The 23,849-nt window shown below is 41.8% G+C and carries 20 protein-coding genes, 3 tRNA genes and 1 pseudogene; 13 read left to right on the top strand and 11 right to left on the bottom strand.

Features of this window, described 5'->3' with window-relative positions:
• Positions 1 to 8: 8 nt before the first annotated feature.
• Positions 9 to 887 (top strand): 4-hydroxybenzoate octaprenyltransferase, encoded by an 879-nt coding sequence (gene ubiA, locus FTU66_RS01120; protein WP_178318581.1) that lies wholly within the window; start codon positions 9 to 11, stop codon positions 885 to 887.
• Positions 888 to 994: 107 nt separating this feature from the next.
• Here ubiA and FTU66_RS01125 read toward each other — a convergent pair.
• Positions 995 to 1,866, bottom strand: a pseudogene (locus tag FTU66_RS01125) (LysR family transcriptional regulator).
• A gap of 251 nt (positions 1,867 to 2,117) precedes the next feature.
• Here FTU66_RS01125 and FTU66_RS01130 point away from each other — a divergent pair.
• Together FTU66_RS01130 and FTU66_RS01135 are read left to right on the top strand one after the other, a co-directional pair.
• On the top strand, positions 2,118 to 3,836 hold the full coding sequence (locus FTU66_RS01130; RefSeq protein ID WP_180112181.1) for an FAD-dependent monooxygenase: 1,719 nt from the start codon (positions 2,118 to 2,120) through the stop codon (positions 3,834 to 3,836).
• A 196-nt stretch (positions 3,837 to 4,032) separates the two neighbouring features.
• Positions 4,033 to 4,290, top strand: a complete 258-nt coding sequence (locus FTU66_RS01135; RefSeq protein WP_096900950.1) for a hypothetical protein — start codon at positions 4,033 to 4,035, stop codon at positions 4,288 to 4,290.
• A gap of 16 nt (positions 4,291 to 4,306) precedes the next feature.
• Here the strand turns inward: FTU66_RS01135 and FTU66_RS01140 are convergent, their stop codons facing one another.
• The 7 genes from FTU66_RS01140 to FTU66_RS01170 form a co-directional block, all read right to left on the bottom strand.
• Positions 4,307 to 4,750 (bottom strand): DUF2726 domain-containing protein, encoded by a 444-nt coding sequence (locus FTU66_RS01140; protein ID WP_180112182.1) that lies wholly within the window; start codon positions 4,748 to 4,750, stop codon positions 4,307 to 4,309.
• Between the two features lie 78 nt (positions 4,751 to 4,828).
• Positions 4,829 to 4,904, bottom strand: a tRNA-Asn gene (locus FTU66_RS01145).
• Positions 4,905 to 5,021: 117 nt separating this feature from the next.
• Positions 5,022 to 5,324 (bottom strand): hypothetical protein, encoded by a 303-nt coding sequence (locus FTU66_RS01150; protein WP_180112183.1) that lies wholly within the window; start codon positions 5,322 to 5,324, stop codon positions 5,022 to 5,024.
• 217 nt (positions 5,325 to 5,541) lie between these two features.
• Positions 5,542 to 5,617 (bottom strand) — tRNA-Asn (locus tag FTU66_RS01155).
• 6 nt (positions 5,618 to 5,623) lie between these two features.
• Positions 5,624 to 5,699: transfer RNA gene (locus FTU66_RS01160), tRNA-Asn, on the bottom strand.
• A 146-nt stretch (positions 5,700 to 5,845) separates the two neighbouring features.
• Positions 5,846 to 6,472, bottom strand: a complete 627-nt coding sequence (locus FTU66_RS01165) for a superoxide dismutase (protein ID WP_026438302.1) — start codon at positions 6,470 to 6,472, stop codon at positions 5,846 to 5,848.
• Positions 6,473 to 6,653: 181 nt separating this feature from the next.
• Entirely contained in the window at positions 6,654 to 7,412 is a 759-nt protein-coding gene (locus tag FTU66_RS01170; protein WP_004971895.1) for a Nif3-like dinuclear metal center hexameric protein, read from the bottom strand.
• Positions 7,413 to 7,579: 167 nt separating this feature from the next.
• On the opposite strand from FTU66_RS01170, the gene FTU66_RS01175 reads away from it, so the two are divergent.
• Complete coding sequence (locus FTU66_RS01175) at positions 7,580 to 8,758, top strand: trypsin-like peptidase domain-containing protein (RefSeq protein ID WP_180112184.1); 1,179 nt, start codon at positions 7,580 to 7,582, stop codon at positions 8,756 to 8,758.
• A 392-nt stretch (positions 8,759 to 9,150) separates the two neighbouring features.
• On the opposite strand, the gene FTU66_RS01180 is transcribed toward FTU66_RS01175, so the two are convergent.
• The 3 genes from FTU66_RS01180 to FTU66_RS01190 form a co-directional block, all read right to left on the bottom strand.
• Complete coding sequence (locus tag FTU66_RS01180; RefSeq protein ID WP_180112185.1) at positions 9,151 to 10,137, bottom strand: Tim44 domain-containing protein; 987 nt, start codon at positions 10,135 to 10,137, stop codon at positions 9,151 to 9,153.
• Positions 10,138 to 10,252: 115 nt separating this feature from the next.
• Positions 10,253 to 11,644 (bottom strand): DNA repair protein RadA, encoded by a 1,392-nt coding sequence (radA, locus tag FTU66_RS01185; protein ID WP_104853204.1) that lies wholly within the window; start codon positions 11,642 to 11,644, stop codon positions 10,253 to 10,255.
• A 156-nt stretch (positions 11,645 to 11,800) separates the two neighbouring features.
• On the bottom strand, positions 11,801 to 13,156 hold the full coding sequence (locus FTU66_RS01190; protein WP_180112186.1) for a sodium:alanine symporter family protein: 1,356 nt from the start codon (positions 13,154 to 13,156) through the stop codon (positions 11,801 to 11,803).
• A 363-nt stretch (positions 13,157 to 13,519) separates the two neighbouring features.
• Between FTU66_RS01190 and FTU66_RS01195 the strand changes: the two genes are divergently transcribed.
• From FTU66_RS01195 to gyrA, 9 genes are all read left to right on the top strand, one after another.
• Complete coding sequence (locus FTU66_RS01195) at positions 13,520 to 13,759, top strand: lipoprotein (protein ID WP_180112187.1); 240 nt, start codon at positions 13,520 to 13,522, stop codon at positions 13,757 to 13,759.
• Positions 13,760 to 13,783: 24 nt separating this feature from the next.
• Positions 13,784 to 15,028 carry a diaminopimelate decarboxylase gene (gene lysA, locus FTU66_RS01200; RefSeq protein ID WP_180112188.1) on the top strand — a complete coding sequence of 415 codons (1,245 nt, stop codon included), beginning with the start codon at positions 13,784 to 13,786 and terminating at the stop codon, positions 15,026 to 15,028.
• 12 nt (positions 15,029 to 15,040) lie between these two features.
• Positions 15,041 to 15,886 (top strand): diaminopimelate epimerase, encoded by an 846-nt coding sequence (gene dapF, locus FTU66_RS01205; RefSeq protein ID WP_168417746.1) that lies wholly within the window; start codon positions 15,041 to 15,043, stop codon positions 15,884 to 15,886.
• Between the two features lie 131 nt (positions 15,887 to 16,017).
• Positions 16,018 to 16,644, top strand: coding sequence for an alpha/beta fold hydrolase (locus FTU66_RS01210; RefSeq protein WP_180112189.1), 627 nt, complete (start codon positions 16,018 to 16,020; stop codon positions 16,642 to 16,644).
• A complete protein-coding gene (gene xerA, locus FTU66_RS01215; RefSeq protein WP_004971874.1) occupies positions 16,644 to 17,558 on the top strand; it encodes a site-specific tyrosine recombinase/integron integrase in 915 nt (304 codons plus the stop codon). The genes FTU66_RS01210 and xerA overlap by 1 nt, the downstream gene beginning before the upstream one ends.
• 282 nt (positions 17,559 to 17,840) lie before the next feature.
• Positions 17,841 to 18,212, top strand: coding sequence for a hypothetical protein (locus tag FTU66_RS01220; protein ID WP_180112190.1), 372 nt, complete (start codon positions 17,841 to 17,843; stop codon positions 18,210 to 18,212).
• A gap of 546 nt (positions 18,213 to 18,758) precedes the next feature.
• Entirely contained in the window at positions 18,759 to 19,508 is a 750-nt protein-coding gene (locus FTU66_RS01225; protein ID WP_096901145.1) for an electron transfer flavoprotein subunit beta/FixA family protein, read from the top strand.
• An 18-nt stretch (positions 19,509 to 19,526) separates the two neighbouring features.
• Positions 19,527 to 20,459: an electron transfer flavoprotein subunit alpha/FixB family protein gene (locus FTU66_RS01230; RefSeq protein ID WP_131261593.1), complete on the top strand. Its 933-nt coding sequence runs from the start codon at positions 19,527 to 19,529 to the stop codon at positions 20,457 to 20,459.
• A gap of 403 nt (positions 20,460 to 20,862) precedes the next feature.
• The gene (gene gyrA / locus FTU66_RS01235) at positions 20,863 to 23,838 is read left to right on the top strand and encodes a DNA gyrase subunit A (RefSeq protein ID WP_180112191.1); all 2,976 of its coding nucleotides are present in this window, start codon (positions 20,863 to 20,865) and stop codon (positions 23,836 to 23,838) included.
• The last annotated feature ends 11 nt before the right edge of the window (positions 23,839 to 23,849 follow it).

Genomic DNA, 23,849 nt, shown 5'->3' on the forward strand with positions numbered 1-23,849 from the left:
AGATTGGTATGGCATTGGCACAGCAGATCACGTGGCGTGAGCGTTTAGAAGCATATTATTATTTGTGTCGTTTCGATAAACCGATTGGCACAGAACTGGTGTTTTGGCCAACCATGTGGGCCTTGTGGATTGCTAATCAGGGCATGCCGTCTATCGGGATATTAATCCCTATGATTCTGGGCACAATTTTTATGCGCGCTGCAGGCTGTGCCATTAATGACTTTGCTGACCGTAAGGTAGATGGTCATGTAGAGCGTACCAAAACACGTCCTTTAGCCACGGGTGTGATTAGTGCCAAAGAAGCCATTTATGTATTCTTAGGTTTGGTTGCACTAAGCGCAGCCATGTTGTTATTTTTACCAATTGAAACTTTCTATTGGTCATTTGGGGCATTATTTTTAGCGTTTATTTATCCATTTATGAAACGCTACACTCATTTACCGCAAGTGTTCTTGGGAGCGGCATTTTCATGGTCTATCCCTATGGCTTATACCGCTGTAGGTGCAACGCCTGATCTTACTTGTTGGTTATTGTATTTTGGCAATTTGGCGTGGACTGTGGCTTATGACACTCAATATGCAATTACAGACCGTGAATATGATTTGAAAATTGGGGTGAAATCTACCGCAATTTTATTTGGTCGCTATGACATTCAAATTATTTCATTGTTGCAAGCGGGCAGTGTACTTTTGATTGGTACGGCATTGTGGTTAGAAAATTTACTGATTCCGTTTGGTTTAGCGGCATTACTGGTTGTGGTTGCAGACTTTATATACCAATGGAGTAAAACCAAAGATAAAGACCCGCAACGCTGTTTTTGGGCATTTCGTCATAACCGTTGGGTAGGGCTGATTATTTTTGTGGGAATTGTATTGGCTTTAATGTAAACCCTTTCATTGAATAAAAAATCTAACAAAGCATCTGATGATATTGCTGGTCAGATGCTTTTTTTATAGATATTTTTGCCGTATTTTTCTTGTTAAACCATTTGCGACTAAACCCTTTTTAACTCCTGAGTAATAAGTTGCAAAGCCAGATTTTGATTTTGCTTACGATAATTGGCATATAAATTTAAAGCTTGCACTTCAAAATTGGTATCTAAAATCACCACATGATCGGCTAAAAAGCGTAATAAATATTCAGGCACAAAGCTGTAGCCCATGCCCAGATTAATTAAATTAATATGCTGCAAAACATTGGTTACCCAAAGCAAGCGTTCTGTAGGCATCTGCTCCACAGGAATGGCGTGGGTGACGTGCTCATAAAAAACAGGCGAGGCATTTTGTTCGCACATAATTAAATTGTGTTGCATTACATCTTGCACACTCAAGCAAGTTTTATGCGTCACAGACTTTTGCCCCGACACCAAATAAATCTTTTCGGTCAAAATATGCAGGTTTTCAAAATCTTCATGTGTAATTGCATAGCGGGTAAAAGTTAAATCGAGTTCAGCATTTTTTAAACGCTGAATTTGCTCCAAACAAGTCAGACTTTGAATGTGAATTTGCAAATCAGGAATTTCACATTTTAAGCGTTCCAAAATTAATGGTAGAACTTTTAGCTCCGCTACATTCAACAAACCAATATGAATTTGATAGTTTTTTGATGGGCAACTTGACGCGCTGAAGCAATGGCTAATTTTGAGTTTTCAATGGCTTGTAGGGCATAGGGTAAAAAAGCACGACCTTCATCGGTCAATTGAATTTGTCGCGCAGAACGATCCAGTAATTTTACACCGACTTCTTCTTCCAAATCTTTAATTTGTTGGCTTAAAGACGGTTGCGCGGTAAAGAGTTTATCTGCTGCTTTGGTGAAACTTTGTTCTTCTGCAACTGCAGCAAAATAACGTAAATGCCTCAATTCCATTCGCTTTGCCTATCAACCCGCATCTGTCTACCGCAATTGTAAACCAAAGCAGTTTTGCCGATACAGCATTCTGCATATCGGTCAAAAAATTCAGTACAAAGCCAAACTAGTGCTAAAACCAATCCATCTATAGTTTATACGCATACAAATAGGCGCACTTTTTGACTGGATTACACTGCAGCGCAAGATGTTTGCAACAGATTTGGCAGTGAAAGGAGTCCAGTAAGTCGACACATTACGATACCGATGTTTTGGTAATTGGTACGGGGCCAGCGGGTTCAACCCTTGGCTTAGCTTTGGCGAATTATGGCATCAAAGTACAATTGTTCACCCAGTTTAACTGGTTAGCCAATAGCCCGCGTGCACATATTACCAATCAACGGGCGATGGAAGTTTTACGTGATTTAGGTATCGAAGAACAAGTTAAAGCCATTGCAACACCGTGGCAACAAATGGGCGAAAGTTTGCTTACCACCAGTTTGGTCGGTGAAGAAATTGCACGTATGAGTTGCTGGGGAACAGGTGATGAACGTCACGGTGATTATATCAAAGGCAGTCCATGTCCTTTTGTCGATTTAATTCAGCCAAAAATGGAAACATTATTGGTAAAAAATGCAGCCGAGCGTGGCGCAATTTATAATTTCAATACCGAATATTTATCACATACCCAAGATGAACATGGAGTTACCGCAACTTTTCAGAATAAAATCACGAATACAGAATTTAGTTTACGTGCCAAGTATTTGGTGGGGATGGACGGTGCGCGTTCTAAAGTGGTTGAAGAATTGCAATTGCCTTTAGAAGGTGTAATGGCACGTGCGGGTACAGTTTATGTGACTTTTAAAGCCGACTTGAGTAAATATGTGGCGCATCGACCTGCAATTTTACAGTGGATTGTCAATCCTGAAGCCAGTTTTGGTGACTTGGGCATGGGCTTGTTACGTGCCATTCAACCTTGGAATGAATGGATTATGGGCTGGGGTTTTGACATCAGCAAAGGTGAGCCTGAGGTAACCGAAGCACAAGTTCGCGCACGTTTGAATGCCTTTGTGGGCGAAGAAATCCAAGAAGTTGAAATTGAAAAAGTATCCTATTGGTATGTCAATCAAACTGGGGCCACCCAGTATTCGGTTGGACGGGTATTCTGTGGTGGAGATGCCGTGCATCGTCATCCACCTTCGAGTGGTTTAGGTTCTAATACTTGTATGCAAGATGCTTTCAATTTTGGTTGGAAATTGGCTTATGCGGTGAAAGGTTGGGCAACGCCTGAACTCTTGGCATCATACAGTGATGAACGTGCGCCTGTAGGTAAGCAAATTGTCGCGCGTGCTAACCAGTCCCGCTTTGATTATAAACATCTAAAAGAAGTTTTTGGCTTTGATGATGGCGTTAGCACACAAGCTGAAATGCTGGATCTTATTTTTGCAGAAACCGCAGAAGCAGCCCAAATTCGGGAAAAATTGTATCAGGCACTGGCAATTAAACATTATGAGTTTAATGCGCAGGGAGTGGAGTTGAATCAGCGTTATGTATCTAATGCCATGCTTGCTGAAACTACCACTGAAACGTTTTTACAAGACCCGCAATTGTACTTGCAAGCCACTGCACGCCCAGGTGCAAAAGTCCCACATACGTGGTTGATTGATGCCAAAGGTCATAAACATTCAACTTTAGATATTGTCGGTAAAGGTCGTTTTACCTTGCTGACAGGTTTGTCAGGCAAAGCATGGAAAACGGCTGCAGCAGAACTCAACTTGGCCTATTTAGATGTGATTCAGATTGGTGCGCATGAGCATCTAGATGTGTATGCAACATGGCAGCAAAAGTCTGAAATTGCCGATGCAGGTGCAGTGCTTGTACGCCCAGATGGTTATGTGGCTTGGCGGATGCAAGACACGCCATCTGCAGATTTTGACCATTTGGCGTGTTTGAAACAGGTTTTGTCGCAAATCCAATTATGTATTAAATAGACAGCTTTGACTGTTCAGCAATACTTTGTTTATGAACTGTCCACAGCTTGTACGCAGGCTGTGGTTTTTTATCTATTGATTGATTCAAAGAAAGTAGTAGATGAATAAACGTGCAAAAGCCACAAGAAACTTTGTGCCTACACTCGATTTTGATATATTGAGCTTCATTTTGATGCGTTTGAAATAGGAATATATGATGTCACAGTCTGAGCAGCAAAGTCCTGAAAAAAAGCCAAGTCTAAAAAAGATGATTATCTTGGCAAGCTTAGGTTTGTTGATTCCTATCTTTTTGGTCAGCATGGCATTTTTAGCAGTCAATAGTGATGCCAAAAATCAGGAAAAATATAAACAACAGCAGGCAGAAATTATTGCGCGTATTGAAGCGCGTGAAGCTGCAGCACAGCAAGCGAAGCAGGCGGGTCAGACACAAGCTGCTTCAGAAGCTACACCTTAATATCGAGTTGATGATTTCAACTCAAATCTGATTGTAGTTGTCTGATACTTGGAATCTCGGTGTATCGGACAACGCGATAACCTGCCTCGTGAAACATTGCATCCCGTTCTGCATCTTCCTGTTCTTTGCCAATATGTGAATGGTCATCTAACTCTATAATTGCAATGACCTGCATTTCTGCATTTAAGATCACAAAATCAGTCACTTTACGATTAAACAGCGCACGAATTTTATAGTGGTTGTTGGTGATTAATGCGCTAAACGCCACTTGCGCCAAGATGTGATGCTCAGGAAAAGCTTGTTTTAAACGCATAAACATTCTGCGTTCAAAAGCAGTCATCATCGGTTTAGGATAAAAGTTTTTCTTGGGGAAAAATAATTGCTTAAAAATTAAGATAAACAGGGCAAGGCTAGCCAAGCTGCCAATAAGCAAGAAAGTCGATTGACTGGATTCAAACATAGATGATGCGGTGTCGTTAGACCCTAAACAGCAGGAATAAAAAACCCACGTCATAATGCGTGGGTTTTTTAAGAATTTTGGCTCTCCCACCTGGGCTCGAACCAGGGACCTGCGGATTAACAGTCCGTCGCTCTACCGACTGAGCTATGGGAGAATCTGACACGCATTCTATGTGGGTATCTGTTTTTGGTCAAGCTGGAATTGAAAAAAAACCGTAATTATAGATTAACTGCTTTAAAAATAATCATCTAGCTTTGTTTCAACGCAGTTTTTAGAGTGCTTGAATGGCTTTTATATAATCTTCGCGTGTCTGTGGTGGGTTGGTTTTACGACATAAGTTAATTAATTGCAGCATCTCTAGCTGAGTCATTTCTGTTTTCACTTGGCTTTGAATTTGTTTTAAGGTGGCTTGTTGTTGTGCGTTCAGATCACGACTGCATTGATACAGACGTTCATACATGAGTGTCGCAGCAGTTTTATTGCTTTCAGATTTTTGCGTACATTGAAAAATTGCAAAAATCACCACAATCAGAATTGTCCAAAAAATCAGGGATTTTAACCAAGGCGCTTGCATGGGCTTTCAAGTTTTATTGTTGTTGATGAACCTAAGTTAGCGAAAAAATAGAGTCATCACAAGAGGGGATAGCCCGATCTTCACTGTATGGTTTTAATTTTGATTTAAGGGGAGAGTGAGGCCTGTTCCATTCGTTTAGAACATCATATCCACTATAAAAACAATAAAAATTGCAAAAAAAAATCCCACGTCATACTGCGTGGGATTTTTAGAATCTTGGCTCTCCCACCTGGGCTCGAACCAGGGACCTGCGGATTAACAGTCCGTCGCTCTACCGACTGAGCTATGGGAGAATAGATTGGCTCTCCAACCTGGGCTCGAACCAGGGACCTGCGGATTAACAGTCCGTCGCTCTACCGACTGAGCTATTGGAGAATCTGTGGGGCATTTTAGGGATGAAAGTTTAAGTCGTCAACACGTTCATCATCAGAAATGTATTGTTTGCTTTATAAATATTCATTTCATCTGCAAAAATAAAAAAACTGCCCATAAAGAGCAGTTTTTCTACAGAAAAATAGAAATTATTTTTCTACACCAGCATCTTGACCTGCGTATTTCGCATTTGCGTAATCCCAGTTTACAAGGCTTTCTAAGAAAGTTTTGATGTAAACAGGACGTGCATTACGGAAGTCGATGTAGTAAGCGTGTTCCCAAACGTCAATCGTCAATACTGCAACTTTGCCGTGCGCCATTGGTGTGTCAGCATTTGAAGTTTTCATAATAGAAAGTTTGCCATTCACTTCGTCAGCTACTAACCAAGCCCAACCTGAACCGAATTGAGTTGTTGCAGCAGCAGCAAATTCTTCAGCAAATTTTTCGTAAGAACCGAAAGCTTCATCAATTTTAGCAGCCAAAGCACCAGTAGCTTTACCACCACCGTTTTTCGCCATACAGTTCCAGTAGAACGTGTGGTTCCAAACTTGCGCTGCGTTGTTGAATACACCAGCTTTAGCTGCATCGCCTGCAGTTGCTTTGATGATTTCGTCTAAAGTTTTACCTTCAAGCTCCGTACCCGCGATCAAGTTGTTCAGGTTCACAACATAAGTGTTGTGGTGTTTGTCGTGGTGGAATTCTAAAGTTTCTTTGCTGATGTGTGGAGCAAGATCTTCGTAACCGTATGGTAAAGCCGGTAAAGTAATGGTTGTCATGTTTTCAATTCCTTGCATTTTGCTGGGTTTTAACATTAAGTGGCTCTATTGTAATAGATTTCGAGATCAAATTGCGCATTAGGTATAAATAACCATACAGAATAAGACTCGAATGTATACATCTAAAGACTATGTTAAACACAGATGTCATTTGAGTGAAATCGTTGGGTGAAACGGTGTATTAAATTGGGTTATTTAATTCAAAATAACTATACTCAATATTAAACTGTTCTGAAATAGCTTTTGCGAGTCGTTGTACACCATAGCGCTCAGTCGCGTGATGTCCGCAAGCATAATAATGCACGCCTAGTTCTTTGGCTTCATAATAGGTGCGTTCACTGACTTCGCCCGAAATAAAGGCATCACAACCTTGTTCTGCCGCTTTGCCAATAAAATCTTGTGCTGCACCCGTGCAGAACCCTACTTTTTGAATCTGACTTTTTTCGGCAGGAAGATGAATGGTTTTAAAGCCTAAACGCGCTGTGAGATAGTCACGAAATTCGGTTGCGCTCATGGCTTGCTTTAAAAAACCAATATTACCAATAGGATGACGTTCACTCGGGTCTAGGGCTTGCAAATTTTCTAATGCCAAACATTCAGCAATGGCAGCATTATTGCCTAGACTTGGGTGTGAATCGAGCGGTAAGTGATAACCCACCAAAGAAATATCATGCTGGATTAAACTTTTGATGCGTTTACCGCGCATGCCTGTAATTGGGTAAGGTTCGCCTTTCCAAAAATAGCCATGATGTACTAACAGTAAGTCTGCATTTTGGGCAATAGCAGCATCAATAGCCTCTTGAGAGGCAGTCACTGCACATAAAATTTTTTGAACTTCAGACTTACCTTCAATTTGTAAACCGTTGGGCGCGTAATCTTTAAATTCATGTGTATTTAAAGTTTGATCACACCATTGAATAATTTCTTTTAGCTGCGCCATAACTTTCTCAAATTGCTCATATTTAGCCAATATCAAAACATATTTTGTATTGTAACTAAAGCAAGACAAAACTCTTGGGCTTTTTTATGTTTCTATTTGTGTTTCGTTTTACAATAGCTCATTCAATGACTTAATCATCAAAAAAAATTTACTTAGAGGTACAAAACGTGCGCCGGACCTTTACCTGGTTACCTTGGGTGTTACTCATTCTGGTTATTATTGGCTTTGTGACTTGGCAACAACTGCAAAAACCGAAAGCGCCTGTGGCTGCCGATGGGGTCACAATGCCTGCCGAGAAAGTTGAACCATTAATTGATACAACACGGACAGGTGGGGTGGTGTCGTATAGCGCTGCGGTTAAAGTGGCAGCGCCTGCGGTGGTAAATATTTTTACCACACAAAAAGTGAAACAAATGGATCATCCATTGTTAAATGACCCTGCATTTCGTGAATTTTTTGGCAATCAGTTACCCGATCAATTTAAGCAAGGCCCAAATGAAAACAGTTTGGGGTCTGGGGTCATTGTTCGTCCAGATGGTTATATTTTAACGAATAATCATGTGATCGCGCAGGCTGAACAAATTGTCGTGGCTTTGCACGATGGACGCCGTGCGGTTGCAAAAGTTGTTGGAACTGACCCAGACACAGACTTAGCGGTCATTAAAATTGATCTAGAAAAACTGCCTGTATTGCCATTTAAACTGAGTGGCAATGAAGTGGGCGATGTCGTACTTGCGATTGGTAACCCATTTGGTGTGGGACAAACCGTGACTCAAGGGATTATTTCTGCGACAGGACGTTCTGACTTGGGTATTAATACCTATGAAGATTTCATTCAAACCGATGCAGCAATTAATCCAGGTAACTCAGGTGGTGCATTGATTGATGTGGCAGGGAATTTGATTGGGGTAAATACGGCAATTTTCTCGCAATCAGGTGGTTCATTGGGCATCGGCTTTGCAATTCCTGCACAAGTCTGTCAGCAGGTTTTAAACTCGATTTTAAAAGATGGACGTGTGGTTCGTGGTTGGTTAGGTATTAGTTTGTTGCCTGTGCAACAAGACAACATTTTAGAACCTGCACAAGGCGGTGTAGTGGTTGCTGATGTACTGCGCGGTGGCCCTGCAGCAGAAGCAGGTTTAAAACGTGGTGACAAAATTTTAAAAGTGAATGATGAAGCGATTACTTCAACCTCGCATTTAATTAATTATGTTGCTGCACAAGCACCGCATACGACGGTGACTGTTTCAGTTGAACGTGGTGAAGAAGCTTTAGATTTGGAAGTCGCAGTCGGTGAGCGCAAAGTTCAAAATACCGATAAGCAATTTATTCCATTGCCTGAATAATGTATTGATCATCCGTAAAAAAGCCCTGCCAGTAGCAGGGCTTTTTTGTGTGACAGGAATCTGACCGAAGTTGCTGTAATCGCCTAAATGTATTCACTTTTGTATAAATCGAAGCGATGCCGTATTTAAGTTTATGGGTTTATCAGTAAATATCAAGATGTTGTCCTGCCTCAATCCAGAGCAGAACCTAGAAGATATTGAAGTCCTGTTTAATATGTTTATTCAGTATCAAAGCTGCATTCTCTTAACTACTAGGTTTTTCTTTAATTTATGCTGGATAAGAATAAAAGAGAGAGCAAAATTGCAAAGAAGTTTTTGAATAGAAGCTCTGTCTGATAAAAGATAGATATAAAAAACAGCGGCCTAGACCGCTGTTTTAAATTATTTTGAAATTATTGCTCTTGTTGAATACCTGCCACTAACCAGTCTTGGTTTGAACCTGCAGGTTTTACAAAGTGCCAGATTTCTGTAAATGGCTGCGGTAGGCTGTTCAGGTCTTCGCTGACCGTACCAGTAAAGCGTACACTCACTACATATTGACCATTTTCAGTTGCTGAATCGACCACCATTGCATTCAAGTTAGAAAACTCTGCTACATCTTGGTCTTGGTTCGCCATAATATCTTGATACATTGACTGATATAAATCAGGTGTTAAATAACGCTGAATTTCTGCAATATTGCTTGCCGTATTCATAGACTGAATATGGTTAAAACGCTGACGTGCAACACGTAAGAAAGCGGCAGGCTCAGAACCATCAGGCAATTGGTTGCCACTGTTGGTATAAGCTGTGCCGAAAGGAGCATTGTTATTTGCTGCTTGGCTAAAAGGAGCTTGTGTTGCAGTTGCAGAACCACCTACAGACTGACCAAAAATATTGGTGTAGTCGTTACGCGGAGCAGCATTTGCTGGAGTTTGCGCAAACGGTGCCTGATTGGCACCGCTATTTGGCGCATACGGATTAGGCGTTAGTTTTTTTTTTGCGCCCATCTTACGGAAAATGAAGAAGGCAACAGCAGCAGCGAGTAAAATCCAAATCCAGCTTGGAATACCGCCTTTTTCCTCTTGCGCTTCGGCAGCACTTGCAGCTTGATCATCGGCCAAGGCATTGGCAGCAACCGCACCAATTGCCGCACCTGCAACACCTGCAGCAACCATACCACCTACGCCTGGACCAGATTTTTGCTGTGCTGGTGCAGTTGTTGGTTGTTGTGCTGGCGTTGTTTGACGAGGTTGTTGGTAAGACTGAGTTGGAGCAGCCGAACGACTCATGCCATGGCTTTTACCGCCACCTGCACGTTTTGCTTCTGCTGCTAACGGAGCTACCAATAAAGTCGCTGTGAGCATTGCTGCGATCAAACCACGCTGTCGAACTTCCATCAAATTTTCCTATATTAAAATAAAGTTAAGCTGTGTATTTATGCAGGCATTTGCTGCGAATTTCAATATAAATATGATATTTTTTCTTGAAACTGAAAAAATATCATCCAAGGATTTAACCTAAGTTTTCACTTAAATTCATGGCTTCAGTTAAGGCTTCATGCAAACGCGCCACCGCAATAATTTGCACACCTGCAATGGCTTTTTGTGGGGCATTGCCACGCGGCACAATAATATATTTAAATCCGTGTTTAATAGCTTCTTTTAAGCGTTCCTGACCATTTGGTACTGGGCGGATTTCACCCGATAAACCGACCTCACCAAATACTGCCAATTGTTGTGGCAGGGCTTTGCCACGCAAGCTAGAAGCACAGGCAAGTAGTACAGCAAGGTCTGAACCTGTTTCGGTAATTTTTAAGCCGCCGACCACATTCACATACACATCTTGCCCTGAAGTTTGTACGCCGCCATGCCGATGCATCACCGCCAATAGCATATTCAGACGGTTTTGTTCCAGACCTAAAGCCACACGTCTAGGCTGACCATGTGCATCATCCACCAAAGCTTGTACTTCAACTAAAAGTGGTCGCGTTCCTTCGCGGCTAATCATGACAATAGAACCTGGAATTGCCTCATCATAACGGCTCAAAAATATCGCAGATGGATTGGCAACCTCGCGTAAGCCTTTATCGGTCATGCCAAAAACGCCCAGTTCATTCACTGCACCGAAACGGTTTTTGACTGCTCGAATCATACGGTAGCGTGAGTCTGACTGTCCTTCAAAATACAAGACGCAATCGACCATGTGTTCAAGGACGCGCGGCCCCGCTAAAGCCCCTTCTTTGGTCACATGACCGACAATAAACAGCGCAGTGCCACTATTTTTAGCAAAACGAGTCAGCAAGGCAGCTGATTCACGAATTTGTGAAACACCACCTGGAGCAGACTGCAACGTTTCGGTATATAAAGTTTGAATCGAGTCCAGAATGGCTACCGCAGGGCGTTCATGCGCCAAAACTTCACAAATCCGTTCGACACAGGTTTCTGCCATGACTTTCAGTTGATCGGTGGGTAAGTCTAAGCGTTGAGCGCGTAACGCCACTTGCGAAAGAGATTCCTCACCTGTGATATATAAAGCGGTGTTATTGGCAGCCGCCATGTGAGTCGCAGTTTGTAGCAAAATGGTCGATTTCCCGATACCAGGATCTCCACCAATCAGTACCACAGAGCCCGTAACCAAACCGCCACCCAAAACACGGTCAAATTCCCCAATGCCTGTTGTTAAACGGGTTTCGTGCGATACAGACACTTTATTAAGCGTGGTAATGGCGGCCGCTTGTCCTGCATAGCCACCGCCCATTTTAGGTTGGGCACGATGCGTCACCGCAGGGGCAATACTGACCTCATGAAGTGAGTTCCATTCCCCACATTCTGAACATTGACCTGCCCATTTAGGATGATCTGCACCACATTGTTCACAGCGATAGACACTTTTTACTTTTGCCATAACCCAGTCATTGCATCAATTAAAAACTGACTACAGCATACAGAGGAATGTTCGCGAAATGAATGTTATCTGGATTTTTCATGGAAAATCATACAACCACGTGGGTGATTGTATGATTTATGATTTGAACGGAATAATTCAATGAATTGGGCTTATTTAATACAACTCGCCAGATTTGCGCTTCGCAATAAAGTCTTTGGATTCTTTGGCAATCACACCAGACAGTAACAACAAGGCAATTAAGTTTGGTACAGCCATTAAACCATTAAAGGTATCGGCAAATAACCAGACTAAATCTAGGGTGGCGATGGTGCCAATGAACACTGAAGCAATATAAATTAAGCGGTAAATCAACACGTATTTTTCGCCGAATAAATAAGTACAGCATTTTTCACCATAATAGCTCCAACCTAAAATAGTGGAGTAGGCAAAGAAGATGATGCCGAAAGTTACCACCCAGCCACCGAAACCAGGTAATAACTGGTCAAAAACCTGTGTGGTGAGTACAGCACCTGTTGCACCACCAAAGCTATTACCTGCCATAATGAAGCCCATGACCAAAACAATCCCCGTGATGCTACAGACAATAATGGTATCAATGAAGGTACCTGTCATAGACACTAAACCTTGACGCGCAGGGTGGTCGGTTTTTGCAGCCGCAGCAGCAATTGGGGCAGAACCCATCCCTGCTTCGTTGGAGAATACGCCACGTGCAACCCCGTAACGAATTACTGCACCAATTGCACCGCCCGCAACTGCTTCACCAGTAAAGGCATCACGGAAAATTAGCTCAAATGCAGGCACGACAAGGTGTAAATTATTCAGGATAATAATTAAACCGCCTGTAACATACAGAATGGCCATAATCGGAACAATCACCGAAGATGCTTTGGAAATCGAGCTAATTCCGCCCAAAATCACCAATGCAGAAAATACGGTAATTACCACGCCAGTAATCCAAGTTTCTACACCTAAGCTAATTTCAACTGCTAAAGCTACGGTGTTGGATTGTACTGAACTACCAATTCCAAACGAGGCGACTGTGCCAAAAAAGGCAAAGATAATCGCCAACCATTTCCATTTTAGTCCGCGTTCAATGTAGTACATTGGGCCACCTGACATTTGCCCTTTTTCATTTTTAATTCGATATTTAACTGCCAGTACACCTTCACCGTATTTGGTCGCCATACCAAATAGCGCAGTCATCCACATCCAGAAAACGGCGCCTGGGCCACCGAGTACACAGGCAGTTGCGACACCCGCAATATTCCCTGTACCAATGGTGGCAGAGAGTGCGGTCATCAGTGAGGCGAAATGTGAAATATCGCCAGGTTCTTTTTCAGCTTTGTCATGTTTGCAAAAGACTTGTTTAAAAGCCAGAGGCAGCATGCGGAATTGCCAGAACAATAAACGGAAGGTAAGGAAAACACCCGTTCCCACAATGAGAATGAGCATATATGGACCCCAGACCCAGCCGCTTAAGGTTTCCATGATCGATTGTAAATTTTGCATAAATTTCTTCTTATAAACGCAGTGTTATAAATGCTTAAAATTGGCTGTAATTGAACAGTTGTAAAAATTAAGCAAGTGATATGCCAGTCTTTAAAACTTCCTGTTAAAAGAACGTGGTTTAAAGCACGCCCTATTTTTTGCATAGTTTTTGGATTTTGACAATTGATGCCTTGAAATATAATTCACTTTATCTGTGTCATAAGTCGCAATAATACTGACTGTACAGGGTGAATAAATGTCTGTAGAAAAAATATTGTGATTGCTGGTATTTTTACAAAGCTCAAGATAATCTCTGTGTTTTAGCACTTTGGTCACAGCGGTGATCACGTTATACTTCATCGAAAATATTTTATAGGTGGTCAGATGCGTACAGTCATTTGCTGCGCGAGTGTTGTGTTCACAACAGTACTTTTGGTCGGTTGTGGTCAGTCTGGGGCATTACAGCTTCCCAATGATCCAAACTATGACAAACGAGCAAAATATTTGTTATATCCAGATCATGCACCACAAAGTGTTAAACCATCTGAAAAAGCTTCTGAGCAGGCAGCACCTGTACAACAGCAGTTTGCTTCACCTGCAACATCTACATCGACTACACCTTAACGCTTTCTAGAAAAGGATACATTCATGAGTTTTACCCGTATTCAAGGGGTTTTGCATGCCGAGCAATGTTCGCTACAACAACTCGCACAGCAATTTGGCACGCCACTTTATGTTTATTCAAAAGCAACTTTTGAAAAACATTATTTAGATATGGATCGTGCTTTTCACTTTATCGACCATCAAATTTGTTTTGCGGTAAAGTCGAACTCGAATATTGCGGTATTGAATGTATTGGCTAAATTGGGCGCAGGCTTTGATATTGTGACAGGCGGTGAGTTGGCGCGTGTGCTCAAAGCAGGAGGTGATGCATCGAAAATTGTATTTTCAGGTTTAGGTAAAACTGAAGCTGATATTCAAAAAGCCCTAGAAGTGGGCATTGCCTGCTTTAATGTAGAATCACATGCAGAATTAGACCGTATTCAAAAAGTTGCGGCTCAAATGAATGTGAAAGCGCCAATTTCATTACGCGTTAATCCAGATGTAGATGCCAAAACTCATCCTTATATTTCTACAGGTTTAAAAGAAAATAAATTCGGGATTCCGTCAGATTCTGTGTACAGCACCTATGAATATGCAGCGTCTTTGCCAAACTTGGATATTGTCGGCATTGACTGTCACATCGGTTCACAATTGACCGAAACACAACCTTTTGTGGATGCTTTGGATCGTGTCATTGTGATGATTGATACCCTAAAAGAAATGGGTATTCAACTGAAACACATTGATATTGGTGGTGGTTTGGGTGTGACCTATAAAGATGAAACACCACCAAGCGTTGAAGAATATGCCAATGCTTTGCGCCCAGCTTTAGAAAAGTTAGGTCTTAAAGTGTATATGGAGCCAGGCCGTAGTATTTCTGCCAATGCGGGAGTATTGCTGACTAAGGTTGATTTATTGAAACCGACCACACATCGTAATTTTGCGATTATTGATGCGGCAATGAATGACTTAATCCGCCCTGCATTGTATGAAGCGTGGATGGATATTCAGCCAGTGACTCCACGTACCGATGTTGAAAGCAAAGCATGGGATGTGGTGGGTGCAATCTGTGAAACAGGCGATTTCTTGGGTAAAGACCGTGAATTGGCGATTGCTGAAAATGACATTTTGGCCGTGATGGGTGCGGGTGCATACGGTTTTGTGATGAGCTCTAACTACAACACTCGTGGTCGTGCGGCCGAAGTGATGGTCGATGCAGATCAGGCACACTTAATTCGTGAACGTGAAAGCATTGAATCTTTGTGGGAAAGAGAGCGTTTATTGCCATAAGGGGAATTCGAGATGTTATTAGAATTTACCAAAATGCATGGTTTGGGCAATGATTTCATGGTGGTTGATCTCATCAGTCAGCGGGCGTATTTGGATGCACTGACGATTCAGCGCCTTGCAGACCGCCACTTTGGCATTGGTTTTGATCAATTGCTGATTGTGGAACCACCTGATTTGCCGAATGTGGATTTTAAATATCGCATTTTCAATGCCGATGGCTCTGAAGTGGAGCAGTGTGGCAATGGTGTGCGTTGTTTTGCCCGTTTTGTGCATGAACGTCAGTTAACTACTAAGACCAAAATCAAGGTGCAGACCAAAGCGGGTATTGTAGAACCTGAACTTGGTCAAAATGGTTGGGTGCGGGTGAATATGGGCTACCCTAAATTCTTACCGCAAGAAATTCCTTTTATTGCCGATGAACCAGATAATTTATATGACATCGCTTTAAAAGAGGGTGCTGCTTTGACCATTGATGTGGTGAATATGGGCAACCCACATGCTGTGACCATTGTGCCTGATGTTCTGACTGCAGATGTTGCAGGGATTGGCCCACAAGTGGAATCACACGAGCGTTTCCCGCAGCGTGTCAATGCAGGTTTTATGCAAATTATTGACGAAAAACATGCCCGTTTACGTGTTTTTGAGCGTGGCGTAGGGGAAACTTTGGCTTGTGGTACAGGCGCCTGTGCGGCAGCAGTGTCAGGTATGCGTCGTGGCTTATTGGCTAATTCAGTTGAAATTGAACTGGCTGGTGGTAAGTTGCAAATTGAATGGCGTGAGGGAGATGTGGTGTGGATGACAGGCCCAACCGCAAACGTCTACCATGGCCGTTTAGATTTAAGTTATTTTCAAGGTTGATGACGTACTCGAATAGGCATGCGTCATAAATCTGCTGAAAAGCACTATTTTATAATAGTGCTTTTTTTGTATCTTGCAGTACTGTTCGGGTATGCTGTATTAAAAGTTATTCTAAAAATTTACAACGCTATATGCCGCAATTGATCTTTTTACCAGGCGCTTCAGGCAATACCGCATTTTTTCATCCTCTAATTGAAAAACTGCCTCAGTCAAATGCAAACATTGTGGCTTATCCAGAATTTGGATATCAGCCTGCACATCCATTTGTACATGATTTTGATAGTCTACAGACTTATGTGCTAAATCAGATTCCAGCTGATAGCGTTTTAATTGCACAGTCGATGGGCGGTATTTTTGCTGTCGCTGCAGCGTTGCAATATCCAGAAAAAATTAAAGGATTGGTATTGGCTGCGACATCAGGTGGCATAGATTTGAGTAGTTTTCAGCTTGAAGATTGGCGACAGGCTTATCAAAATCAATATTTGAATTATCCAGACTGGTTTGTGGGAGCAAAGGCCAATTACACGGCTGAACTGTGTAAGATTCAAATTCCAGTCTTATTGTTGTGGGGTGATCAAGACCTTATTAGTCCAATCGCGGTAGGTGAGTTTTTGCAGCAACAACTCCCACAAGCTGAGCTAAAAATTGTTCAAGGCGGTGATCATTTGTTTATAGAAGAACACGCAGATCAGGCGGCCAAATATATCTCTGCTTATTTATCTCAGTTGGATTTAGGCGCTCAATTGGAGCCTAAGTAATGTACGATCCGCAGCAACTATTAAAGATGTGGCTCAAAGAACGAGAAATACAACAGCAGTCACCGCATACGTTAAAAGCCTACGCACGCGATTTAAACGATTTTTTTAGCTTTTGTGAGCAACAACAACTTGCCTTATATGATGTAGAGGCTGCAGATTTGCGCCATTATTTAGCGCAAAAAGTAGAACAGCAACAGTTAAATAGCAGCAGTTTACAGCGCATGTTGTCAGCGATTCGTCAGTTTATGAAATGGGCCGAGCAAGGGCAGTATTTACAATTTAATCCAATTGATAATTTTCAGCTAAAACGTCAGCCACGACCTTTGCCGGGTTTGATTGATATTGAAACGATTCATCAAATTTTGGATCAGCCTGAACCTGAAACTGAAGTACAACAACAAATGTGGCGACGCGATAAAGCGATTTTAGAATTGCTCTATTCGAGTGGTTTGCGCCTAGCAGAGGTACAAAGTTTACGTATCCGCGATTTAGATTTTAACCGTCAATTGCTGCGCATTACGGGTAAAGGCAATAAAACCCGTATAGTGCCTTTTGGTCGCAAAGCCAAAGATGCGGTGATGCAATGGCTGCAGATTTACCCTTTATGGCAGGGCGATTTTGTACCCGATGCAGCATTGTTTATTACTCAAAAAGGTGAACCTTTAAAAGCACGCCAAATTGAAAATCGGGTGAAGTTTCAGGCGCAGCGTGCGGGCGTTAATGTCGATTTGCATCCGCACTTATTGCGACATTGTTTTGCAAGTCACATGCTGTCGAATAGTGGGGATATACGTGCAGTCCAAGAAATGCTTGGGCATAGCAATTTAAGCACCACGCAAATTTATACCCATGTCGATTTTGATCAGTTAGCGCGAGTTTATGATCAGGCACATCCACGTGCGAGTAAAAAGTAAAGCTTTACCTAAAGTCGGCATTATTTTTGCAAGTTAAAATATAGCTATTTCATACTGCAAATATTTTTCTCACAGTCAGTTGTAAAGCCTTTGTGCTGTACTTAATACTTTAAGTAAAAGTGCTTTCACCAAGATGTCATTGCAACTATTGTAGAATAATAAAAAAGTGCGTTATGCAGTATAAAGAAGCAGAAAGAGTGGGTCACACGAATAATAGACATGGATGACATTATTTTTTGTTCCACTGCATAACACTTTGGATATCAAATGATAGGCAAAACCATGATTTCGAATCTTCAAGAAAAATATGAACAATTAAGCCCAAGCCAAAAAGAAATTTTTGCAGGTTATGGCTTGCGTCAAGTGAAACATTTTGTCGAAATAAGCTTGCCGATGATCGAGCAAGAACTAGCTGCCGATTGTTTGGTGCAGGGTATTAATGCTGAAGGTAAAATGCAGGCGATTCATCCGCAAACGCAACAAAGCTATTTATGGATTTCAGATCAGCAGTGGCAAGCACGCCCAAATGCAAGCAGTAAAATAGATGTAAAAGAAGATTTTATTGCAGTTTGGGAAATTTTTAATTTACAGGCCTATGAATTGATAGATTTAAGTCATATCCACCGTGACTTTTTAGAAACTCAGCAAGTTTAAGCTGAGTTTTTTTATGTCCTTTATCTGGGAGGTGGCGTGGTGAAAGCGCATAAATATCCATCAAAATAAAACAGATTGTTTATTTCATACCCAATAAACTGCTGAATACAGTTTTGTGAACCAGCAGTCACATTTTAAAAGAGCATTTATATCTGAAAAAATACTGCAAAAAATAAAGTTTTCTATCTTTAATGACAGTCAGATTATGGGGTTTTATGTAAGGAACTTTGCTTAAATTGTAGGCGGAACTCAATTTGAATTGCATTTCAATCAATCTTGTTGATGAGGGAAATAAATAAAAAACATAATATAAATCAAAGCTTAAAATTGCTTATATAATCGTCGCTTGGTTTGTTAATTTTTAGAAATAAAAAAGTATGAACGCATCGTTCAGTTAATTTTCGGCATTTTTAGCCTTGTTTAGACAATTCTGACTTGACCGAAATGCCGATCACATAGCAAGATAGGACACCTAAAAAATTTAAAGCGAAGAGTTATTATTAACTTTTCTCAATATTTACTTTTGCTAAAACAGCCGAGGATTACATGAAGGCTCTTGTTGCTGTAAAACGTGTGGTAGATGCCAACGTTAAAGTTCGCGTTAAGCCGGATAATAGTGGAGTTGACCTAACTAACGTTAAGATGTCAATTAACCCATTCTGTGAAATCGCAGTGGAAGAAGCGGTTCGTTTAAAAGAAAAAGGAACTGTTTCAGAAATCGTAGTGGTATCCATTGGTCCTAAAGAAGCGCAGGAACAAATTCGTTCTGCAATGGCGCTTGGTGCAGACCGTGGTATTTTGGTTGAAACAGCCGATGAGATTGGTGCACTTGAAGTGGCTAAAATCTTAAAAGGTGTTGTTGAACAAGAACAACCACAACTTATTTTATTGGGTAAGCAAGCTATTGATGACGACTCTAACCAAGTTGGTCAAATGCTAGGCGCTTTACTTGGTGCAGGTCAGGGTACTTTTGCTTCAGAAGTAAAAGTAGATGGCGACAAAGTTCAGGTAACACGTGAAATTGACGGTGGTTTACAAACTGTTGAGCTTGCACTTCCTGCAATCATCACCACTGACTTACGTTTGAATGAGCCACGTTATGCGGCACTTCCAAACATCATGAAAGCACGTAAAAAACCGCTAGACACCAAATCTCCTGCAGATTATGGCGTTGCAACAGGTACTAAGCTGAAAACTGTAAAAGTTGAAGCACCTGCTGAGCGTAAAGCGGGCGTACAAGTGAAATCTGTAGATGAGCTTGTAGAAAAATTGAAAAACGAAGCGAAAGTGATCTAATACAGAAGGATAAAAATCATGAGTATTTTAGTTATCGCTGAGCACGACAATAAAGCACTAAATGGTGCAACATTAAACGTTGTTGCTGCAGCTCAAAAAATCGGTGGTGATATCACTGTATTGGTTGCGGGTTCTGGTGCACAAGCAGTTGCAGACCAAGCAGCTAAAGTTGCAGGCGTAAGCAAAGTATTACTTGCTGACGATGCGGCTTATGCAAACCAATTGGCTGAAAACGTAGCAAAACTTGTTGCAGAATTAGGCAAAGGTTATAGCCATATCCTTGCTGCCTCTACAACAACAGGTAAAAACATTTTACCGCGTGCGGCTGCACTTCTTGACGTTAGCATGATCACAGACATCGTCGCTGTAGATTCTGCAAAGACATTCAAACGTCCAATTTATGCAGGTAACGCAATTGCGACTGTAGAATCTTCAGAAGCGATTGTGGTGGGTACTGTACGTGGTACAGCATTTGACCCTGTTGCTGCAGAAGGTGGTTCAGCAGCAGTTGAAGCTGCTGCTTCACAAGGTGATGCGGGTATTTCTAAGTTCGTATCTGAAGAAATTGTGAAATCAGAGCGTCCAGAGTTAACAGCAGCGCGTATTGTGGTTTCAGGTGGTCGTGGTGTAGGTTCTGGTGAGAACTATCACAAAGTGCTTGATCCATTAGCGGATAAACTTGGTGCAGCACAAGGTGCTTCACGTGCAGCAGTAGATGCTGGCTTCGTACCAAACGACATGCAAGTAGGTCAAACAGGTAAAATTGTTGCACCTGATTTGTACATCGCTGTGGGTATCTCTGGTGCGATTCAGCACTTGGCAGGTATGAAAGACTCTAAAGTGATTGTTGCAATCAACAAAGACGAAGAAGCACCAATTAATGCAGTAGCAGACTACTGGTTAGTGGGTGATTTGAACACTGTTGTTCCAGAGTTAGTATCTAAAATCTAATTACTGAACACAGTCAAAAACGCCTCTATGTGAATAGCATAGGGGCGTTTTTTATTGTCTTTTTTAATTTAGATGCAGTGATTGGTTTTAAGTACATTATGTGAACTTAGCGTATATGTGGGTACATATCGAGCAAGTATATGTTGAAGATATTTTGACGTGACTCTTAAAAATATGACGCACTTTTGTTTCTTGGGTGTGAATATTTTTTTGCCTAAAAAATCACCGTTAAATTTAAGTAAATTAACAAGATTAAGATCATCTCTGAAGCACAAAAACACAGGCGTATATGCTATAATTTTTCGCTAGTTTTTATTTTTAGCCTGCATTTCAGGCTAATCATTTGCAAGTTTTACGACATATAAAATGCAAGCAAAATTTGTTTGCAGAATAAGGAGTATGCATGAGCGTATCGGAAATTAGACCGATTGCCATTGAGGATGAACTCAAGCACTCGTATTTAGACTATGCGATGAGCGTGATTGTGTCACGTGCGCTGCCAGATGTACGAGATGGTCTAAAACCTGTGCATCGTCGTGTGCTATTCGCAATGCACGAATTGGGCAATGACTACAACAAAGCTTACAAAAAGTCTGCCCGTGTAGTCGGTGACGTCATCGGTAAATATCACCCTCACGGTGATTTTGCAGTTTACGAAACAATTGTTCGTATGGCGCAAGATTTCAGTTTGCGTTATCAATTGGTCGATGGTCAGGGTAACTTCGGTTCGATTGATGGCGATAGTGCCGCAGCCATGCGTTATACCGAAGTCCGTATGCGCAAACTTACTCATGAACTGTTGGCCGATTTAGAAAAGGACACTGTCGATTGGGAAGATAACTACGACGGCTCTGAGCGTATTCCTCAAGTGATGCCTACTCGTATTCCAAACCTATTGGTCAATGGTGCTGCAGGTATTGCTGTAGGTATGGCGACCAATATGGCACCGCACAACATGACTGAAGTGGTGCATGCATGTTTGGCTTATGCAGACAACCCAAATATTTCAATTGAAGGGTTGATGGAACATATCACAGGTCCAGACTTCCCTACAGGCGGTATTATTTACGGTAAATCAGGCATTGTTGATGCTTACCGTACAGGTAAAGGCCGTTTGCATATTCGTGGTAAGTACCATTTTGAAGAAGATCAAAAATCTGGTCGTACCACCATCGTCTTTACTGAAATCCCTTATCAGGTCAACAAAGCCAAAACCATTGAGCGTATTGCTGAACTGGTGAAAGAGAAGAAACTCGAAGGTATTTCAGAATTACGTGATGAGTCTGATAAAGAAGGGATGCGTATTGCAATTGATCTGAAGCGTGGTGAAAACGCTGAAGTGATTGTGAATAACCTGTTCTTAAATACGCAGTTAGAAAACTCATTCAGCATCAACATGGTCTGCCTAGACAATGGTCAGCCAAAATTGATGAACCTGAAAGATATTATTGCGGCATTTATTCGTCACCGCCAAGAAGTAGTGACCCGCCGTACCATGTTCGAGTTGCGTAAAGCGCGTGAACGTGGACACATCTTAGAAGGCTTAACCGTTGCGTTGGCCAATATTGATGCCATCATCGAAACGATTAAATCTTCTGCCAACCCAGCCGAAGCGCGTGAGCGTTTACAGGCAGGCGAGTGGGCAGCAGGTGGTGTAGTTGCGTTATTGGAAAAAGCAGGTTCAGTTTCTGTACGTCCAGATGAAATTGAAGGCGAAGACCCTAACCGCCCGTTTGGTTTAGATGGTCAGGTCTATCGTTTATCACCTGCGCAAGTGACCGCAATTTTAGAATTACGTTTGCATCGTTTAACAGGTCTAGAACAAGACAAGTTACATGCAGAATATTCTGAAATTTTGGCACAAATTGCTGAATTAACTGCAATTTTGAATGACTTTAATTTGTTGATGGGCGTGATTCGTGAAGAGTTGGCGCAAGTTTTACAGCAATATGGCGATGCACGTCGTACTGAAATTGTAGAATCTCGCATTGATTTCTCGCGTGAAGATTTAATCCCAGAAGAACAAGTGGTACTGACAGTATCACAAACAGGTTATGCAAAAACTCAACCATTATCAGATTACGCAGCGCAGCGTCGTGGTGGTCGTGGTAAATCTGCAACGTCGATGAAAGAAGATGATTATGTGCAGCATTTAATCGTGACATCTAACCATGCAACGGTGCTGTGCTTTACCGATGTGGGTAAAGTGTACCGTCTGAAAGTGTTTGAAGTGCCACAGGCATCGCGTGGTGCGAAAGGTCGTCCAATGGTGAACTTATTGCCATTAGATGCCAATGAAACCATCACCGCGATTTTACCTGTCATTGATGCACCGAAGAAATTTACCGAGCGTTTGGCAGACTTCCGTAGCTATGTAAAAGCCAATGCTACACATATACAAACCAACGCAATCATTGCTGCACATTATGCAGAATTAGAAGCTGCCTTTGCTGAATTAGCAGATGGTGATGATTTATCTGATGCATTGCGTGTGCAATTGAAACAATTGGGTGTAGAGCTTTCTGCAACCGATTTAGACGATGAGATCATTGCAGAATTTGCATCACAAGCAGAAGCCTTGCGTAAAAACTTTTATGTCTTTATGGCAACGGCATCAGGTACAGTGAAACGTGTTGAATTGGAACAATTCAGTAACGTACGTTCGAATGGTTTACGTGCCATTGAATTGAATGAAGAAGACACTTTAATTGGTGTTGCAATTACCGATGGCGAACAGCAAATTATGTTGTTCTCCAATGAAGGTAAAGCGATTCGTTTTGCTGAAACCGATGTACGTTCAATGGGTCGTGCGGCCAAAGGCGTACGTGGTATGCGTGTCAGCTTCGGTTCAGCACAAGTTGAAGATGTCGAAGATGTAGAAGTCGATGGCGATGATGAAGACAGTTCATATTCAGCACTCATCAGCCGTATCGTATCGCTAGTCGTAGTACCAGAAACAGGCGAAGTTTTGTGTGCTTCGGCGAATGGTTATGGTAAGCGTACACCTGTAGACGACTTCCCAACCAAAAAACGTGGTGGTAAAGGTGTGATTGCCATTAAGACCTCTGAACGTAATGGTGAATTGGTCGGTGCAGTTGCTATTGATGAAAGCAAAGAACTGATGCTGATTTCTGATGGCGGTACATTAGTGCGTACTCGCGCTTCTGAAGTGGCGCAAACAGGTCGTAATGCACAAGGTGTACGTTTAATCCGCTTGGGTGAAAACGAAACACTGGTGGGTGTAGAAGCGATTGAAGCTGTTGAAGAAGACGAGTTTGTTGAAGCGATTGAAGGTGCAGAATCTTTAGTGGCTGAAACGGATGCAGTTGCTGAAACTGAGCAAGTGGAAAAAGACGGTGAAAATTCAGTAGAAGAATAGGTTTTTTACTG

It is taken from the genome of Acinetobacter sp. YH12131, from assembly GCF_013418635.1.
Classification (GTDB): domain Bacteria; phylum Pseudomonadota; class Gammaproteobacteria; order Pseudomonadales; family Moraxellaceae; genus Acinetobacter; species Acinetobacter towneri.

Coding starts and splice junctions, on each gene's coding strand:
- FTU66_RS01220 (WP_180112190.1), top strand. CDS start 17,841: ATGATTTCGAATCTTCAAGAAAAATATGAACAATTAAGCCCAAGCCAA.
- xerA (WP_004971874.1), top strand. CDS start 16,644: ATGTACGATCCGCAGCAACTATTAAAGATGTGGCTCAAAGAACGAGAA.
- gyrA (WP_180112191.1), top strand. CDS start 20,863: ATGAGCGTATCGGAAATTAGACCGATTGCCATTGAGGATGAACTCAAG.
- FTU66_RS01230 (WP_131261593.1), top strand. CDS start 19,527: ATGAGTATTTTAGTTATCGCTGAGCACGACAATAAAGCACTAAATGGT.
- radA (WP_104853204.1), bottom strand. CDS start 11,644: ATGGCAAAAGTAAAAAGTGTCTATCGCTGTGAACAATGTGGTGCAGAT.
- FTU66_RS01210 (WP_180112189.1), top strand. CDS start 16,018: ATGCCGCAATTGATCTTTTTACCAGGCGCTTCAGGCAATACCGCATTT.
- FTU66_RS01225 (WP_096901145.1), top strand. CDS start 18,759: ATGAAGGCTCTTGTTGCTGTAAAACGTGTGGTAGATGCCAACGTTAAA.
- FTU66_RS01140 (WP_180112182.1), bottom strand. CDS start 4,750: ATGTTTGAATCCAGTCAATCGACTTTCTTGCTTATTGGCAGCTTGGCT.
- lysA (WP_180112188.1), top strand. CDS start 13,784: ATGAGTTTTACCCGTATTCAAGGGGTTTTGCATGCCGAGCAATGTTCG.
- FTU66_RS01135 (WP_096900950.1), top strand. CDS start 4,033: ATGTCACAGTCTGAGCAGCAAAGTCCTGAAAAAAAGCCAAGTCTAAAA.
- FTU66_RS01150 (WP_180112183.1), bottom strand. CDS start 5,324: ATGCAAGCGCCTTGGTTAAAATCCCTGATTTTTTGGACAATTCTGATT.
- FTU66_RS01165 (WP_026438302.1), bottom strand. CDS start 6,472: ATGACAACCATTACTTTACCGGCTTTACCATACGGTTACGAAGATCTT.
- ubiA (WP_178318581.1), top strand. CDS start 9: ATGGCATTGGCACAGCAGATCACGTGGCGTGAGCGTTTAGAAGCATAT.
- FTU66_RS01195 (WP_180112187.1), top strand. CDS start 13,520: ATGCGTACAGTCATTTGCTGCGCGAGTGTTGTGTTCACAACAGTACTT.
- dapF (WP_168417746.1), top strand. CDS start 15,041: ATGTTATTAGAATTTACCAAAATGCATGGTTTGGGCAATGATTTCATG.
- FTU66_RS01170 (WP_004971895.1), bottom strand. CDS start 7,412: ATGGCGCAGCTAAAAGAAATTATTCAATGGTGTGATCAAACTTTAAAT.
- FTU66_RS01180 (WP_180112185.1), bottom strand. CDS start 10,137: ATGGAAGTTCGACAGCGTGGTTTGATCGCAGCAATGCTCACAGCGACT.
- FTU66_RS01190 (WP_180112186.1), bottom strand. CDS start 13,156: ATGCAAAATTTACAATCGATCATGGAAACCTTAAGCGGCTGGGTCTGG.